The 14,972-nt window shown below is 63.3% G+C and carries 10 protein-coding genes and 1 pseudogene; 4 read left to right on the top strand and 7 right to left on the bottom strand.

All coding sequences use genetic code 11. The features are described from left to right. The first annotated feature begins 42 nt into the window (after positions 1-42). On the top strand, positions 43-1,734 hold the full coding sequence (locus ACW9UL_RS03265) for a sigma 54-interacting transcriptional regulator (RefSeq protein ID WP_457788844.1): 1,692 nt from the start codon (positions 43-45) through the stop codon (positions 1,732-1,734). A gap of 387 nt (positions 1,735-2,121) precedes the next feature. Here ACW9UL_RS03265 and ACW9UL_RS03260 read toward each other — a convergent pair whose 3' ends face one another. The 6 genes from ACW9UL_RS03260 to ACW9UL_RS03235 all read right to left on the bottom strand — a co-directional run bounded on the left by ACW9UL_RS03260 (position 2,122) and on the right by ACW9UL_RS03235 (position 11,999). Next, positions 2,122-3,666 carry a methyl-accepting chemotaxis protein gene (locus ACW9UL_RS03260; protein WP_457788843.1) on the bottom strand — a complete coding sequence of 515 codons (1,545 nt, stop codon included), beginning with the start codon at positions 3,664-3,666 and terminating at the stop codon, positions 2,122-2,124. Between the two features lie 70 nt (positions 3,667-3,736). After that, on the bottom strand, positions 3,737-5,053 hold the full coding sequence (locus tag ACW9UL_RS03255) for a DUF1329 domain-containing protein (protein WP_457788842.1): 1,317 nt from the start codon (positions 5,051-5,053) through the stop codon (positions 3,737-3,739). A 155-nt stretch (positions 5,054-5,208) separates the two neighbouring features. Continuing rightward, positions 5,209-6,537: a DUF1329 domain-containing protein gene (locus ACW9UL_RS03250; RefSeq protein WP_397495955.1), complete on the bottom strand. Its 1,329-nt coding sequence runs from the start codon at positions 6,535-6,537 to the stop codon at positions 5,209-5,211. Between the two features lie 19 nt (positions 6,538-6,556). Beyond that, on the bottom strand, positions 6,557-8,365 hold the full coding sequence (locus ACW9UL_RS03245; protein WP_397495954.1) for a DUF1302 family protein: 1,809 nt from the start codon (positions 8,363-8,365) through the stop codon (positions 6,557-6,559). Positions 8,366-8,496: 131 nt separating this feature from the next. Further along, positions 8,497-10,965, bottom strand: a complete 2,469-nt coding sequence (locus ACW9UL_RS03240; RefSeq protein WP_457788841.1) for an efflux RND transporter permease subunit — start codon at positions 10,963-10,965, stop codon at positions 8,497-8,499. Positions 10,966-10,976: 11 nt separating this feature from the next. After that, on the bottom strand, positions 10,977-11,999 hold the full coding sequence (locus ACW9UL_RS03235; protein ID WP_457788840.1) for a WD40/YVTN/BNR-like repeat-containing protein: 1,023 nt from the start codon (positions 11,997-11,999) through the stop codon (positions 10,977-10,979). Between the two features lie 461 nt (positions 12,000-12,460). On the opposite strand from ACW9UL_RS03235, the pseudogene ACW9UL_RS03230 reads away from it, so the two are divergent. The 3 genes and pseudogenes from ACW9UL_RS03230 to ACW9UL_RS03220 all read left to right on the top strand — a co-directional run bounded on the left by ACW9UL_RS03230 (position 12,461) and on the right by ACW9UL_RS03220 (position 14,149). Beyond that, a pseudogene (locus tag ACW9UL_RS03230) lies at positions 12,461-12,641 on the top strand (hypothetical protein). Positions 12,642-12,852: 211 nt separating this feature from the next. Beyond that, entirely contained in the window at positions 12,853-13,293 is a 441-nt protein-coding gene (gene aroQ, locus ACW9UL_RS03225) for a type II 3-dehydroquinate dehydratase (RefSeq protein WP_021444772.1), read from the top strand. A 4-nt stretch (positions 13,294-13,297) separates the two neighbouring features. Beyond that, a complete protein-coding gene (locus ACW9UL_RS03220) occupies positions 13,298-14,149 on the top strand; it encodes a shikimate dehydrogenase (protein WP_457788839.1) in 852 nt (283 codons plus the stop codon). A 122-nt stretch (positions 14,150-14,271) separates the two neighbouring features. Here the strand turns inward: ACW9UL_RS03220 and ACW9UL_RS03215 are convergent, their stop codons facing one another. Next, complete coding sequence (locus tag ACW9UL_RS03215; RefSeq protein WP_021445556.1) at positions 14,272-14,943, bottom strand: TetR/AcrR family transcriptional regulator; 672 nt, start codon at positions 14,941-14,943, stop codon at positions 14,272-14,274. Between the last annotated feature and the right edge of the window lie 29 nt (positions 14,944-14,972).

Raw genomic sequence — 14,972 nt, 5'->3', positions numbered from 1 at the left:
TTTCAGCGCCCCCTACAACAATAAATCAGGGGATTTGAGTTCATGCCGATCCGCTATAAACCCGAGATGCAATACGCAGACTTCAAGGACCTCACCAGCCTCATCCACTTCCAGAGCACGGAAGGCAAGATCTGGCTGGGCGAGCAGCGCATGCTGCTGTTGCAGGTTTCCGCGATGGCCAATTTCCGCCGCGAGATGGTCAACACCCTGGGCATCGAGCGGGCCAAGGGATTCTTCCTGCGCATGGGTTACCAGTCCGGACTGAAGGACGCCGAACTGGCCTGGAAGCTGCGCCCGAATGCCAGCGAGTACGACATGTTCCTCGCCGGCCCGCAGCTGCATTCGCTCAAGGGCCTGGTCAAGGCCCGCCCCACCGAGGTCGATATCGACAAGGAAAGCGGGCGCTTCTATGTCGAGGTGGAGTGGATCGACTCCTTCGAGGTGGAAATCTGCCAGACCGAGCTGGGGCAGATGCAAGACCCGGTGTGCTGGACTCTGCTCGGCTACGCCTGCGCCTATTCCTCGGCGTTCATGGGCCGGGAAATCATCTTCAAGGAAGTCAGCTGCCGCGGCTGCGGCGGCGACAAGTGCCGGATCATCGGCAAGCCGGCCGAAGAGTGGGACGACGTTGCCAGCTTCAAACAGTATTTCAAGAGCGACCCCATCATCGAGGAACTCTACGAGTTGCAATCGCAACTGGTGTCGCTGCGTACCAACCTCGACAAACAGGAAGGCCAGTACTACGGCATCGGTCAGACCCCGGCCTACCAGAGCGTGCGCAAGATGATGGACAAGGCCGCACAGAGCAAAGTCTCGGTGCTGCTGCTCGGCGAGACCGGGGTCGGCAAGGAGGTCATCGCGCGTAGCGTGCACCTGCGCAGCAAACGCGCCGCCGAGCCCTTTGTCGCAGTGAACTGTGCAGCGATCCCGCCGGACCTGATCGAGTCCGAATTGTTCGGCGTGGAAAAAGGCGCCTTCACCGGCGCCACCCAGTCACGCATGGGCCGCTTCGAGCGTGCCGACAAGGGCACCATCTTCCTTGACGAGGTGATCGAACTCAGCCCGCGCGCTCAGTCCAGTCTGCTGCGCGTGCTGCAAGAAGGCGAGCTGGAGCGAGTGGGCGACAACCGCACGCGCAAGATCGACGTAAGGGTGATCGCCGCCACCCACGAGGACCTGGCCGAAGCGGTCAAGGCCGGGCGTTTTCGCGCCGACCTGTACTACCGGCTGAACGTCTTCCCGGTGGCGATCCCGGCGTTGCGCGAACGCCGCGAGGACATTCCGCTGCTGGCTGAGCACTTCCTGCAGCGCTTCCACGAGGAGTACGGCAAGAGAACCCTCGGCCTTTCGGACAAAGCCCTGGAGGCCTGCCTGCATTACAGCTGGCCGGGCAATATCCGCGAGCTGGAAAACGTCATCGAGCGCGGCATCATCCTCACCGACGCGAACGAAAGCATCAGCGTGCCGGCGCTGTTTCCACGGCCGCCGGAAGAGCCGCAGACCGACAGCGAGCGGGTGTCATCGGACGGCGTGCTGATCCAGCCGGACAATGGCCAGGGCAGCTGGATCAGCCAGTTATTGGGCAGCGGCCTGAGCCTCGACGAGATCGAGGAAAGCCTAATGCGCGAGGCCATGCAGCAAGCCAAGCAGAACGTCTCCGGTGCTGCCCGCCTCCTGGGGCTGAGCCGCCCGGCTCTGGCCTACCGGCTGAAGAAGATCGGCATCGAGGACTGAGTCGCCATTTACCAGCGCCAATACTGCTGAGGTTGCATTCGTACAATGACGAAACCTCGGCGCCTCGCTTAGGGAAACGCTGAAATAGTCGGGCGCAGGCGCGACAGCAGCTTTATCGCTGCACAGCGCTGGCGCCGGCCCGCAGGGGAATAATCCAGAACCTGCGTAGTCCCTGGGCTCCCGCCTTCGCGGGAGTGACGGTAAATGGCCTTTGCAGCACTTTCTTAGTAATGCGTATGCCTCGTAGGCGTCTGCCCAAGTCACCTGATGCGACTCAGGCAGGCGCCCATTGAGGCGGCTGGAGCAGACTCGCCGCTGTCCGTGTGCCGCTGCGTAGCGCCCCGGCAAACAGCCCGTGCGAGCGCTAGCGTGCTTTCAGACAACGCCCTAGCCGTTCAGCAAATGGCCAACCAAGGCCTGTTGGCGTTGAGCTTGAGCCTTTACCTGTTCGGCAAACTTCAGGGTGTTGCGTAGTTGTTCGCCACTGTGCAACGCCAGCTGATGAATGGCATGCAGCTTGGCGTTAATCTCCTCCGCTGCCAGGCTTTGTTGGTCGCTGGCGCTGGAAATTTGCGTGCTCAACTGGTGAATGCTGGCGGTGCTGTCGAGGATACCCAGTAGCACTGTGGCGGCGCCATCAACCTCGCTAACGCTTGACAGTAGATGACTGCGGCCTTGCTCCATCGTCTGCACCACTTGGCTAGTGCCTTGACGCAGTACCTCGATCATGCCCTGTATCTCGTCGGTAGAACTCTGCGTACGGCGGGCCAACGAGCGCACCTCGTCGGCGACCACTGCGAAGCCACGACCGTTGTCGCCCGCCCGCGCGGCTTCGATGGCGGCGTTGAGCGCAAGCAAGTTGGTTTGTTCGGCAATACTGCGAATCACCTCGGAAATGCGCCCGATATCCTGGCTGTGTTGAGCGAGGGCGGCTACCGCGCTCCCTGAGCTCTCCAGCGTGTCGGAAAGCCGGTTGATGCTCCATCTGGCCTGCTCCATGCGTTGACGACCGTCATTGGTCAATGCTTCGGCTTGCTGGGCCAGGCTGGTTGCGTCGAAGGTGCTTTTGGCGACTTGCTGAGTGGTCGCAGCGAACTCCTCGACGGCCGCAGCGATTCCGGCCAGCTCCTGTTGCTGGTCGTGCGAGGCAGCACTGCTAGCGCCGACCAGACTAGTAGCCTGACCGGCGCCCTCGGCAACCTGGCGGCTGCTGTCGTGAATGCGTGCGAGCAAGGCGGCCAGCCTGAATTCCAGCAGGCGCATGGCCAGCTCTATCTGTCCGATCTGATCCACCCGGCCTGTGTAGATCAACTGTTTGATTGGATGCTGCACCAGACTGCGGCTATTGCGCACGAGCGCAGCGAATGGCCGGGCTTGTCGCTGCAGCAGCAACCAGCAGAGTATTGCCGAACCTAGCGTGGCGAGCCCGCCGAGCATGGGCTCTAGACTGATGCTTAGCGCCGCCAGAGGGGCGATTGACAGGCAAGCCCACAGGCTCTGGCGAGACGCCTGACTCGGGTTCGGCCAGCGCAGGCAGGCCGGCTGTCGACCTTGAGCCCGCACACGATAGGTTTCACTTGCGCGGGCAATCATCTGCGGGGTCGGCAACTGGTAGATCGCCTGATACTCGAGTACCTCACCGTTTTCGAGGATCGGGCTGATGTAGACGTCGACCCAAAATCCCTGACCATCGGCGCGGCGGTTCTGCAGCATGCCCATCCACGACTGCCCTTTGTTCACTGTGCCCCACAGATCCTTGAACGGGCCGGCGTGCATCTCTGGGTGGCGCAGACAATTGACCGGCTGACCGAGCAATTGCGCAGGGCGGTAGCCGGCAAGGCTGGCGAAAGCAGGGCTGACGTAGGTGATGAGGCCGCTGGCGTCGCACAGCAAGAGCAACTGTTCGGCGGGGTGAGCATGAGTGAGTGTCATATTGCACGTCCTTTTTAATGCACTGGCGATCCTGAGATGAGGAGGGATAACAGCGCCTCTGTACGAGGGGTCAATTCCCGGTTGCACGCAGGTACTGCACGCTGAAAATCTCTGGCTTGCTCATCTCCGGATCGACCTGGCCCTTGAACTGCCCCGTGGTGCAGTGCATGGCCTGGATGTCGATCATCGAGAAGCTGTCGTCCAGCGCGACTCCGCTGCCCTTGTTGATCGGCAGGTGATGGTCCGGGTGCGCCTTGCCGATGGTGAAGGTCTTCCACGGCTCGCCCTGGCGGTCGTAGGAGACGGTGCGCGACACGGCGAAGGTCTGTGCATCCACATAATGGACGCGCTTGGACAGCGGGTGGCGGGCGAACGTATTGAGCGGCGTTGCCTGCAACTGATAGACCTTGCGCAGTTGCCAGGTGATGCGCGGGAAGCAGTTGCCTTTGCCGTCGAAGGCCACCATGCGGTAGCCCTCGCTGTCGGTGCTGCCCTCGTCGAGGGCCAGGTCGTTGTGGTTGTAGAAGGGCATCAACATGACGCGGGTACCCTGATAGCTCCAGCGCATGTCGGCGATGCGCCCGTTGTAGCCCTCGAAATCCTCGATCATCAGATCGGAGCCCAGGAAAGCGTCGGTCATCTGCCCGGTGGCCAGGCGCCTGACGCGGCGTTGAAAGCCCAGATAGAGCCAGGAGTTGTCGCGCTTCAGATCGTTGTTGAAACGATGAATCAGCAGTTGGGTGTTGCGCAGATCCTGCGGCGAGTCGATGTTGAGGTAGATCGCCCGGAACTTGTTCGACGGGTTGGGGGTAATGGCCGGTAGCGGCGGCTGGTTGACCCGATTGGTGAAGTTGAGGAAGTTCATGGTCATGCCGATGGTGCGCTCCACCTCGGCCGTGTCCATGTTGCGGTACTTCCAGATGAACGGGGAGATGATCGCGCTGTCGCCCCAGTTGTAGCCGTACTTGACGTTCCAGGCGAGTTTCTCCCCGGCGCGCGGATCGGCGGCATCCGGCTCCGCGGGAAAGGGCCGGCCGGCAATGGTGCCGCTGATCTCACCGGGGTTGGCGCCTAGTTTGGCGCTGTTCAGGTGTTTGCGGGTGGCCTCGACGTAGTGGGGGTGCAGGTCGAACGAGGTGGTCGGCGCGACCTCGATGCGAGTCCAGCCCTGGCGGATAAAGCCGAGCATGGCGGGGTCGAGCAGCTCCTTGAAGCGCTCGACGTTGTCGGATTCGATGAGCATGCCGGTGTTCAGACCGTCGGCCTCGGGTATTGCCGCGCGGTAAGGGTAGAAGGCCTTGTCGATGAGCTCGTCATCGGCCAGGGCGGACAGCGGGTGCAGGCTGAGGTAGAGCAAGGCACAAAACAGTCTGTTGTTATTATTCATGGCTGAACCTTTGCTGGAGGGATCCCGCTCGACAGGTTCCTGGCCTGCGGGCACGGCTTCTCACAGCGCCGCCCATGCGGACGGCGCTGTTGGCTGGGCTGCTGGTTGGGAGAAAGGCCCGGCCGCGTCTAACCGGCCGGACCGAGTGGCGCTGCTTAGTTACCGGTGGCGCGCATGTGCTGCACGCTGAACATCTCCGGCTTGCTCATCTCCGGATCGACCTGGCCCTTGAACTGCCCCGTGGTGCAGTGCATGGCCTGGATGTCGATCATCGTGAAGCTGTCGTCGATCGACACGCCGGAACCCTTGTTCTTCGGCAGGTGGTGGTCCGGGTGGGCCTGGCCGATGGTGAAGGTCTTCCACATGCTGCCCTTGCGGTCATACGACACGGTGCGCGGCACGGTGAAGGTCTGCGCATCCATGTAGTGCACGCGCTTGGACAGTGGGTGGCTGCCGTCCACCGGCACCGATTCCACCTCGTAGACCTTGCGCAGCTGCCAGGTGATGTTGGGGAAACAGCCGCCCTGACCGCCGAACGCCACCACCTGGTAACCGTCGCTGTCCTTGTGCGTTTCGCTGTCCAGCGTCAGGTCGTTGTGGTTGTAGAACGGCATCAGCATGAAGCGGGTGCCCTTGTAGCTCCACTGCATGTCGGAAATACGCCCGTTGTAGCCCTCGAAGTCCTCGATCATCAAGTCGGAGCCGAGGAAGGCATCGGTCACCTGGCCGGTGGCAAGGCGCCGCACGCGACGCTGGAAGCCCAGGTACAGCCAGGAGTTGTCACGCTTGAGGTCGTCTTCGGCGCGGTGGATCAACAGCTGGGTGTTGCGTACGTCATACGGCTCCAGCACCTTGACGTAGATACCGCGGAACAGCTGCGACGGGTTTGGGGTGATCGCCGGCGTGGGCTCCTGGTTGACCCGGCGGGTGAAGTTGAGGAAGTGGAAGTCGAACTTGATGGTGCGTTCCAACTTGCCCGTGTTCATGTCGCGGAACTTCCAGTAGAACGGCGAGATGGCGGCGCTGTCGCCCCAGTTGTAGCCGTACTTGTAGTTCCAGGCGAGCTTCTCGCCGGCGCGCGGGTCGTTCGCGTCCGGCTCCTGGGGGAACGGCCGGCCGGCCACGGCGCCGCTGATCTCGCCGGGCTTCGCGCCGAGTTTGACCGTGTCCATGTGCTGGCGGGTAGCCTCGACATAGTTGGGGTGCAGGTCGAAGGAGGTGGTGTCGCCGACCTTCAGCTCCGCCCAACCTTTCTCGATAAAGCCGTAGAAGGCCGGGTCGAGAATCTCCTTGAACTGGGCGACGTTGCCCTTGTTGATGGTCATGCCGGCGCTCAGACCGGCGAAGCTCGGCTTGTCGTTCTGGTAGGGGTAGAAGGACTGCTGGATCACCGCCTCGTCGGCGGCGTGCACGCCGCTGGTCGCGCCCAGCGTCAACAGGGCCAGCGCCAGGGCGCGGCTCTGCCGGGATTTCTTGTTGTTCATGGCTATTCCTCGTGATTGATCAGAAGCTGTAACGCAGGGTCAGTTGCAGTTCGTCTTCCTTCTGCGCCATGCCGATGGGGCCGGCGCGGAAGCGGCCCAGCGGCTCGTAGCCGCTCAGACCGGCGGTGGCGCCCTCCGGCAGGCCATAGCTGGTGAAGGGATCCCAGGGGTTGCAGCTGCGGCAGTCGTCGAACTCGCGAGCGCCGCGACCGACCTTGAAGTTGGCGCCGGCGACGATCTTCAAGTTGTCGCTGAACAGGTATTCCACGCTCGGCGCGATGGCCGTGGCCTGGGCCTTGAAGTCATGCGCGACGATTATTTGCGGGCTGAGGCGGTCGTTCATCCACCAGCCTTTCACCAGCAAGGTCCCGATCCAGTTCTGCTCCCAGTCCGGCATGCCGGCCTTGCCCAGTGGGCGATCCTCAAGCTGGTGCTCGTGGATGTGCTGGCCGAACAGCTGGCCGGAGAAGAGGAAGGCGCGGCCCGGGTTGAGGAAGGGGATGAAGATGTTCTTGTCCGCACCGATCACGTAACGGGTGACGTCGGACTCGGAGAACAGCCGTGATTGCAGGGTGTTGGCAAACTCCTCGCCCTCGGTGTGCGCGACTTCGAAGCGGAACACCGTGTCGATCGCTTGCGAGTAGTAGTCCATCGAACCGCCGATCAGGTTGACCCGCGGGAAATGGATATCGAAGGCGATCAGGCCCGGCCATACCGCGGTTTCACCGGTGAAGGCGTTCTGCGCCGGGATGCCGCCACGCAGCGAGGGCAGTTGCGAGCGGTAGGTCAGGGCGTTCAGCGAGAAGCCGAAATCGCCATAGACGCCTTCCAGCTTGATGCCGAACTGGCTGTTGGACAGGCTCCAGGACGGCATGTGCGCCTTGCGGATACCGATCTGGCCGGGGCCGAAGTCGGTGGCGATGTTGCCGCCGGCGAAGTTGGCCACGGTGCCGCCGTTTTCCCACAGGTTGTTCATGCCGCGGAAGAAGCAGCCAGCGTCGAGGATCGAGTTGGGCTGGCCGCACTGCCCGAGGTTGTGCGGACGGAACTTGTCGAAGTTCCACACGAACGACAGGTTGAGGTCGTCGAACACTTCGCCAGCGCCCATGCGCCAGTCGGCCTTGGCGATCCACATGGGAATGCGGATGTCTTCCAGCTCGTCGTAGATGTTGTTGCGCGAGAAGTCGACCGGGTTGATCACGTCGAGCACGCGGAACAGGTCGGTGCGGCCCCAGATCACCTGCTGCTTGCCCAGGCGCCAGCTCAGGATGTCGCCGTTGGGCAGATCGTTGTCGAAGTCGACGTAGAGCTCGCGGATGAAGTCCAGGCGTTCGTTGAACTCGGGGAAACGCAGGTCGTTGCTGCTGTAGTCCAGGTAGTCGTCGATGCAGCCGCGGCTGTCCTTGTCGCAGGGCCGTACCGGCACGCCGAAGGCCACGCCGCCACGGGTTTTGTGCAGGTTTTCGCCGAGCACGATCATCCCCTCGTTGGGGTTGCGCGCGTCGTTGAAGCCGAAGAAGGTGCCTGGCGGACGGATGCCACCGCCGTGCGGCACGGTCGAGCCCGCGCCGGCGATGTTGTTCTCCAGGTTGACCGCGCCGCCGGCGCCACTGCCGTACTCGCTGCTGTTGAGGTCATAGACCCCGTCGTAGGTGCCGCGGAATGTGCCGTGGAAGGCCACGTTGTTGAAGTTCAGCTGGCCCAGGGTGCCGAACTTCTTGTCTGCGTTGACCTGCACGGTGTTGCGGAATTTCGACAATCCGGCGCTATCGCGAACGAAGGTGGCATTCTCGTAGAAACCGGTGAACTGCATTTCTTCCTCGGCCATGACCGAAGTCAGTGGCGTCAGAGCAAGGCTTGAGCCGCCCAGCAGGGCCAGACTCCAGTGTCGCAGGCCCATTTTTGTTGTTGTCGGCATGACAGGTCCTCGTGCGGGTTAAGTGTGGGAAGGCATCCGGTTCAGGCCGGATGGCGTTCCCCTTGCGGCAGCCCGCCGGTCGCCACGCTGGGCGCGACCGACAGGGGTTCGGCTGAGGCGGGCACGGCAGCGTCGGCGTGCAGAATGCCGTCTGCGTCGGCATAGGCCCCGGTGATGAACTTCGGTTTGAACACCAGCACCCAGGCGGGTACCAGCAACATGGCGGCGATGGCGTTGATGACGATCATCACGCACAGCAGCAGGGCGGCATCGGACTGGAAACGCAGGTCCGAGAGGATCACCCACATGACGATCCCGGCCATCAGGGTCAGTGCGGTGAAGCTGATGGCGATGCCGGTGGTGGCGATGGCCTGGCGCACCGCGTCGGTGAGACGGCCAAACTTGGCCATTTCCTCGCGGATGCGATCCATCATGTAGATCGAGTAGTCGATGCCCACGCCAATGCCGACCGCGATCACCGGCACCGTGTTGATGTCGATACCCATGCCGGCCAGGCCCATATAGGCGTAGGTCAGCGCGGTGGCGAAGGCCATCGCCAGGAGCATCATCAAGCCGGCATGCCAGGAGGTGTAGAACAGCATGACGAAGGCGAAGATCAGCAGGAACACCAGCGGCAGCACCACCAGGTTGGTCTCGAATGCCGACTCGTTCATCGCCGCGGCCACGCCGAGGGTACCGCCAGCCAGGCGGATGCTCAGCCCCGGCACTGCATCGCCGTGCTGCTCGATCCACTGCTTGGCCATGTGGATGGCGCGGCGGATGGTCTCGCCCTGACGATCCTTGTAATAGAACACCAGGTTGGCGATGCGGTCGTCGGTGTCGGTGAACTCGTTGAGCGCGCCGGGGATTGGGCTGGAGGCCATGTAGGTGAACATCAGCCCGCCGACGTAATTGGCGTCGTGGGGAATCTGCAGCCAGCGCGGATCGTCGTTGTGCATCAGCCGGTTGACCTGGGTGATCAGGTCCGGCAAGCCCTTGCTGCCGCCGACCGCGGGGTCGCTGAGCATGTGGTTTTGCAGCGATTGCAGGGCGCGCAGCACCTCGGGCTTCTTGATTCCGCCTTTCTCGGCATGCTCGGCGACGATGTACAGCTCTTCCGAGCCGGGGAAGCGCTGGTTGATCTCCTTGGACGAGACGTTGTAATCGTGTTCCGGGTAGAGGATCGGCGAACCGGGCTCGGAGTCGCCGATGCGCACCTGGGAGGAGGCCCACAGGCTGGCGAGGATGGCCAGCGCGGCCAGGCCCAGCGCCTTGCGCGCGGAGGCCGGGTTGGCCACCGTCCGCGCACAGATCGCGCCGATGTGGCGCAGCGCGGTCTCGCGCATTTCCGGGTTCTTCGGTTTGGGCAGGATCGACAGCAGCAGCGGCACGCCGATCAGCACGCTGAAGATCACCGTGGTCGCCCACAGCGAGGCATAGATGCCCAGCTTGGTGTTCAGGGCGATTGAGCCGATGGCGATCAGCAGCAGGCCGATGGCGTCCGAGACAATGCCCAGGGTGCCGGGGCGGAACAGGCTGTCGAAGGTGGCGCGCGCGGCCAGCGGGCCGTCGCCGAGCAGTTTGACCTCGGCGTAATAACGCTCGACCAGCTGCACGCCGTGACTCATGGCGCGGGCGGCGATCAGGAAGGGAATCACCAGGCCCAGCGGGTCGAGGTTGTAGCCCAGCAGGCTGATGATGCCGAGGCCCCAGATGGTCGAGATCAGCACCCCGCCAAGTGGGATCAGCACGCCATAAGCCTTGCGGAAATGCATCACCAGCAGCGCCAGCATGATCAGCACGGTGCAGATGAATATCTGCAAAATCTGGCTCATGTAGGTGTAGGCCCAGCCCACCAGCACCGGCTGGCCGGTGGCGTAGAGGGTCACCCCGTCGATCTTCTCGGCGTCGCGCAGCGCCTGGATCTGCGCGAAGGTCTTGGCGTAGTCGAGCTGGCCTTCGATCAGTTGCGCCTTGACCAACGCCACTTGCAGGTCCGGCGACACCAACGGGCCATAGACCCGCGGGTTAGCCACCACGTCGGCTTTCATCGCCGCCAACTGCTCGGCGGAGAGCTGGCCGAATTCGGGTTGGTAGTAAGGCTCGGAGTTGATGCTGCCGACCTCGGTCAGCCAGACCTTGCGCGAGTTGCGGTGGGTCAGGCTGCTGACCAGGTTGTGGTTGACTCCGGGCAGGCTGTCCACCGCCTGGGTGACCCGATCGATCAAGGCCAGGCGCTCGTTGCTGAACAGGTCGCCTTTGTCGAAGGCCACGCCGATGACCAGCACGTTGGCGCCGCCGAAGCTGTCCTTGATGCTGTTGTGCAGCTGGATGTAGGGGTGTTCCTGCGGCAGCAGGTCGGAGAAGTCGGTGTAGACCTTCAGCCCGGGAATGCGCAGGGCGAAGAACAGGGTCAGCACCGCGATGATCGCCAGCACGGTGCGCGGGTGGTCGAACAACCAGACCTTGGCCTGAGCCAGCTTATGGCTAAACGGATGAAGTATCGGCATGGTGACGGGTCTCAGTCGGTCGTGGTCGCAACGGCGGGCGTAGCGCTGGGCGCAGTGTCGAGGGTCAGCAGCAGGCCGCGGCCGCCGGCAACGATCAGGCGTTGTGCGGTATCCGCGGTGATGGCGCGCAAGTAGACCGGCGCATCGGGCGTCGGCAGCGTTTGCCACTGTTCACCGGCCAGTTGCAGCACGCTGCTGTGGTCGCCGACGGCGAACAGGCCGTTGTCGCTCGCTAGAAAGCCGAAGATCGGTGCGCTGCTCGGCGTGCTCTGGCGTTGCCAGCTCTGCCCGGCATCCGTGGTGTGGTAGATGAAACCGTTGAGGCCACCGACCCAGCCCTCCTCGGGGCTGCGGAAGTAGCTGGCGTGCGGGTAGAACTCGTCCGGCAGGGTGCCGGCCAGCTGCCAGTTGGTGCCACCGTCCTGGCTGGCGAAGAGCATGCCGAACTCAGCCACGGCCACCGCATGGTCGCGGTCGATGAACTGCAGGTTGGTCAGCATGGCGTCTTCGTCGAGGCTGGTTTCCTGCCAGCTGGCCCCCAAGTCAGTGCTGCCGAGCAACGTGCTTAGGCCGCCGCCGACCCACCAGGCTCCGCTTGGCGAACAGGACGCCGTTAGCATCTGCTCTTGGGTCGGCAACTGGATCTCTCGCCAGCTCTTGCCCTGATCGTGGCTATGCCAAAGATGGTTGTCGAAACTGAGCGCGATGAAGCTGCCATCGGCGCAGGCATCCAGATCAATCAGACTGCGACCATTTGCGATGATCTGACGCGACCAGTTCTTGCCCTGATCGAGACTGGTCAACAGCACGCCATTGTTACCGGCCAGCAGAGTGGCGCCTGGTGTACTAGCTATGGCTTGGTAAAAATCGGTGCGCTGAACGGCCTTGGAGCTGTCGGCCTCTACACCGGAGAGATTTAGCTGCGCTTCGCAGCCAACCAAGAAAGCAGGGAGGAGTATTGCGCTAAGCAAACAGGGTGCACGGCGGTAGGCACTCAACGGCCAGCGGCCATCGAGGGAGTTTCGCGTTTTCATCACGTCTCACCACTTGTGATTGTTGTTGTCTTGAAGCGGTTGATGACGCTAGAGCAACGCCTGTGCCAGCAGTTAACCTCTGGTTTTAATAACGATATAAATCATTGATATACATTGATTTTTATTGCCTTACCCATACTCCACAGAAGGGCTCGCACCCCAGCTCTTAGACGGTAGAGTTGAGCAAATAATCAAACCAACGAAAGGGTTGTCCATTTGGTGAAGTACAGACGCAAGGATCCGCCAGCGAATGGATTTTGAAGGGCGCCGGGTCAGCCATGGCATGCGCTCAATGGCCAGCGCTGCTCCCGACGGACACGGCTGAGATCCTGAACAGCCATTCGATTCAAAAAACCTCAGCCCTACATAACCGCACTGACATCACCACCAAGCAGGTTCGCCCCCTGTCATTGCCGTGCGCTCGCGGTCACTCCCCCAAAGTCGCTTCCTTCCATCACTCCATGAAAGTCGGTGCGGCCATCGGCCGTGGCGTCAGCGCGGCCCTGGCAGGTGGTCAGGCTGGCGTCGCCGGCCCTGTCTAAAGCAGGCGCCATTTTCGGCGACCTGGCCGGCGGCGTGGGTGGCTGTGCGCTGGGCGAGTCGCTCGACTATCAGGTCCTAGCCCCTCGCCCCAGCGCCTAGCCGGTAATCGCCCAGTTTCGCCGCCCGCCCTGACGCCCCGCCATCTGGCTGCAAGCCCCGCCATTGCTGGCCTGCAGCGTTTCCACCGAGCTTTCCCCGGCTGCCGTTGGCCAGCGCAAGCGATCTGCTCGATTGACCGTATTAACTAGTTAGTACATTTTCCCGAAACGACTTGTCGCCCGTTGCCACAACAACAAGAGATCGCCCCCCTATGTCCCCCTGCATCCTGGTGCTCAACGGCCCCAACCTGAATCTGCTCGGCACCCGCGAACCGGCCACCTACGGCCATGAGACCCTCGCCGACATCTCCCGGCTGTGCGCCGACACCGCGGCCGAGTGCGGCCTGGCCATCGAGTTTCGCCAGACCAACCACGAAGGCGAGCTGCTCGACTGGATTCACAAGGCGCGCGGGCGCTGCGCCGGCATCCTGATCAACCCGGCGGCCTGGACCCACACCTCAGTGGCGATTCGCGACGCCCTGGTGGCCAGCGAGCTGCCTGTGCTCGAGGTGCACCTGTCCAACGTGCACAAGCGCGAGGCCTTCCGCCATCACTCCTTCGTTTCGCCGATCGCCGTCGGGGTGATCTGCGGCCTCGGCAGCCAGGGCTATCGCCTGGGGCTGCAATACTTCAGCCAGTTGCTCAAGGGATAACGCCATGTCCTCCGCCACATCCAGCATCCTCGCCGGCCTGATCGGGGCCGGCATCCAGGGCTCGCGCACGCCGGCCATGCACGAACGCGAGGGCGACGCCCAGGGCCTGCGCTACCTCTACCGGCTGATCGACCTGGACCAGCTCGGCCTCGACAACGGCGCCCTACCCGAGCTGCTCGGCGCCGCCGAGCGCATGGGCTTCACCGGGCTGAACATCACCTTCCCCTGCAAGCAGGCGATCATCCCGCTGCTCGACGAGCTGTCGGACGAGGCGCGCGGCATCGGCGCGGTCAATACCGTGGTGCTCAAGGACGGCAAGCGCGTCGGCCACAACACCGATTGCCTGGGCTTCGCCGAGGGCCTGCGCCGCGGCCTGCCGGGCGTGGCGCGCCAGCGCGTGGTGCAGATGGGCGCCGGCGGCGCCGGTGCCGCGGTGGCCCATGCGCTGCTCAGCGAAGGGGTCGAGCAACTGAGCCTCTTCGACGTCGAGCCGGCGCGCGCGCAGGCCCTGGCCGACAACCTCAACCAGCACTTCGGCGCCGGCCGCGCCCTGGCCGGCAGCGACCTGGCGGCCGCCATGGCGGTGGCAGACGGCCTGGTCAACACCACCCCGATGGGCATGGCCAAGCTGCCCGGCACGCCGGTGCCCAAGGCGCTGCTGCGCCCGGCGCTGTGGGTGGCGGAGATCGTCTACTTCCCGCTGGAGACCGAGCTGCTGCGCGACGCCCGCGCCCTCGGCTGCCAGACCCTGGACGGCGGCAATATGGCGGTGTTCCAGGCGGTCAAGGCGTTCGAGCTGTTCAGCGGCCGGCAGGCCGATGCCCAGCGCATGCTGGCGCATTTCGCCAGTTTCTAGGCGAGCGCCGAACAATAGAAAGGGCCTGCGGGCCCTTTTTTATTGAACGATGCCAAACCGCACGGGGTGTGCCATGTGCGCACCCTGGCAGTGGCGAATTTGGCGCGCACGGCGCCCTCGTCTCAGGCCTGCATATAGCGCAGCACCGATTCGCAGATCACTTGCTTGTGGCGCTGCTTGTTGTCCTCGGCGGACAGGTCGATCTGGAAGATGGTGCCGAAGGTGTGGCGGTTGGACACCCGGTAGAAGCAGAACGAGCTGATCAGCATATGGATGTCCAGCGGGTTCAGGCCACTGCGAAACAGCCCCTCGGCCTCGCCGCGGCGGAGAATGTCGGCGATGGCCTCGAGCACCGAGTTGTTCAGCGTCGGGATCACCTCGGAGCGGGTGATGTGTTCGCCGTGATGGATGTTCTCGATGCTGACGATACGCACGAAGTCGACGTTGCGGTCGTGGTGGTCGAAGGTGAACTCGATCAGCCGGCGGATCGCTTCCGGCGGCGTCAGCTCGCCCAGGTGCAGCCGCGCCTCGGTGTTGCGGATATCGCCGTAGAGCTTCTCCAGCACCGCCAGGTAGAGCTGCTCCTTGCTGGCGAAGTAGTAGTAGATCATCCGCTTGGAGGTGTGGGTGCGCTCGGCGATGGCGTCGACCCGCGCGCCGGACAGGCCGTGGCGGACGAACTCGTCGACCGCCGCCAGAAGGATGCTCTCGCGGGTCTTCTCCGGGTTGTTCTTGCGCCCCTTGCGCGCCGCCTCGGTGGCGGGGGTGGCGAGGCTCTCTGCGGTATCGCTCATACGGACTCACGGCTTCTTATTGGAATGGG

Source organism: Pseudomonas sp. PL-6 (assembly GCF_054110165.1).
Note: the sequence above shows the minus strand (reverse complement) of the source record. Positions and strands in the feature narration are given on the sequence as shown.

Coding starts and splice junctions, on each gene's coding strand:
- ACW9UL_RS03265 (WP_457788844.1), top strand. CDS start 43: ATGCCGATCCGCTATAAACCCGAGATGCAATACGCAGACTTCAAGGAC.
- ACW9UL_RS03260 (WP_457788843.1), bottom strand. CDS start 3,666: ATGACACTCACTCATGCTCACCCCGCCGAACAGTTGCTCTTGCTGTGC.
- ACW9UL_RS03255 (WP_457788842.1), bottom strand. CDS start 5,053: ATGAATAATAACAACAGACTGTTTTGTGCCTTGCTCTACCTCAGCCTG.
- ACW9UL_RS03250 (WP_397495955.1), bottom strand. CDS start 6,537: ATGAACAACAAGAAATCCCGGCAGAGCCGCGCCCTGGCGCTGGCCCTG.
- ACW9UL_RS03245 (WP_397495954.1), bottom strand. CDS start 8,365: ATGGCCGAGGAAGAAATGCAGTTCACCGGTTTCTACGAGAATGCCACC.
- ACW9UL_RS03240 (WP_457788841.1), bottom strand. CDS start 10,965: ATGCCGATACTTCATCCGTTTAGCCATAAGCTGGCTCAGGCCAAGGTC.
- ACW9UL_RS03235 (WP_457788840.1), bottom strand. CDS start 11,999: ATGAAAACGCGAAACTCCCTCGATGGCCGCTGGCCGTTGAGTGCCTAC.
- aroQ (WP_021444772.1), top strand. CDS start 12,853: ATGTCCCCCTGCATCCTGGTGCTCAACGGCCCCAACCTGAATCTGCTC.
- ACW9UL_RS03220 (WP_457788839.1), top strand. CDS start 13,298: ATGTCCTCCGCCACATCCAGCATCCTCGCCGGCCTGATCGGGGCCGGC.
- ACW9UL_RS03215 (WP_021445556.1), bottom strand. CDS start 14,943: ATGAGCGATACCGCAGAGAGCCTCGCCACCCCCGCCACCGAGGCGGCG.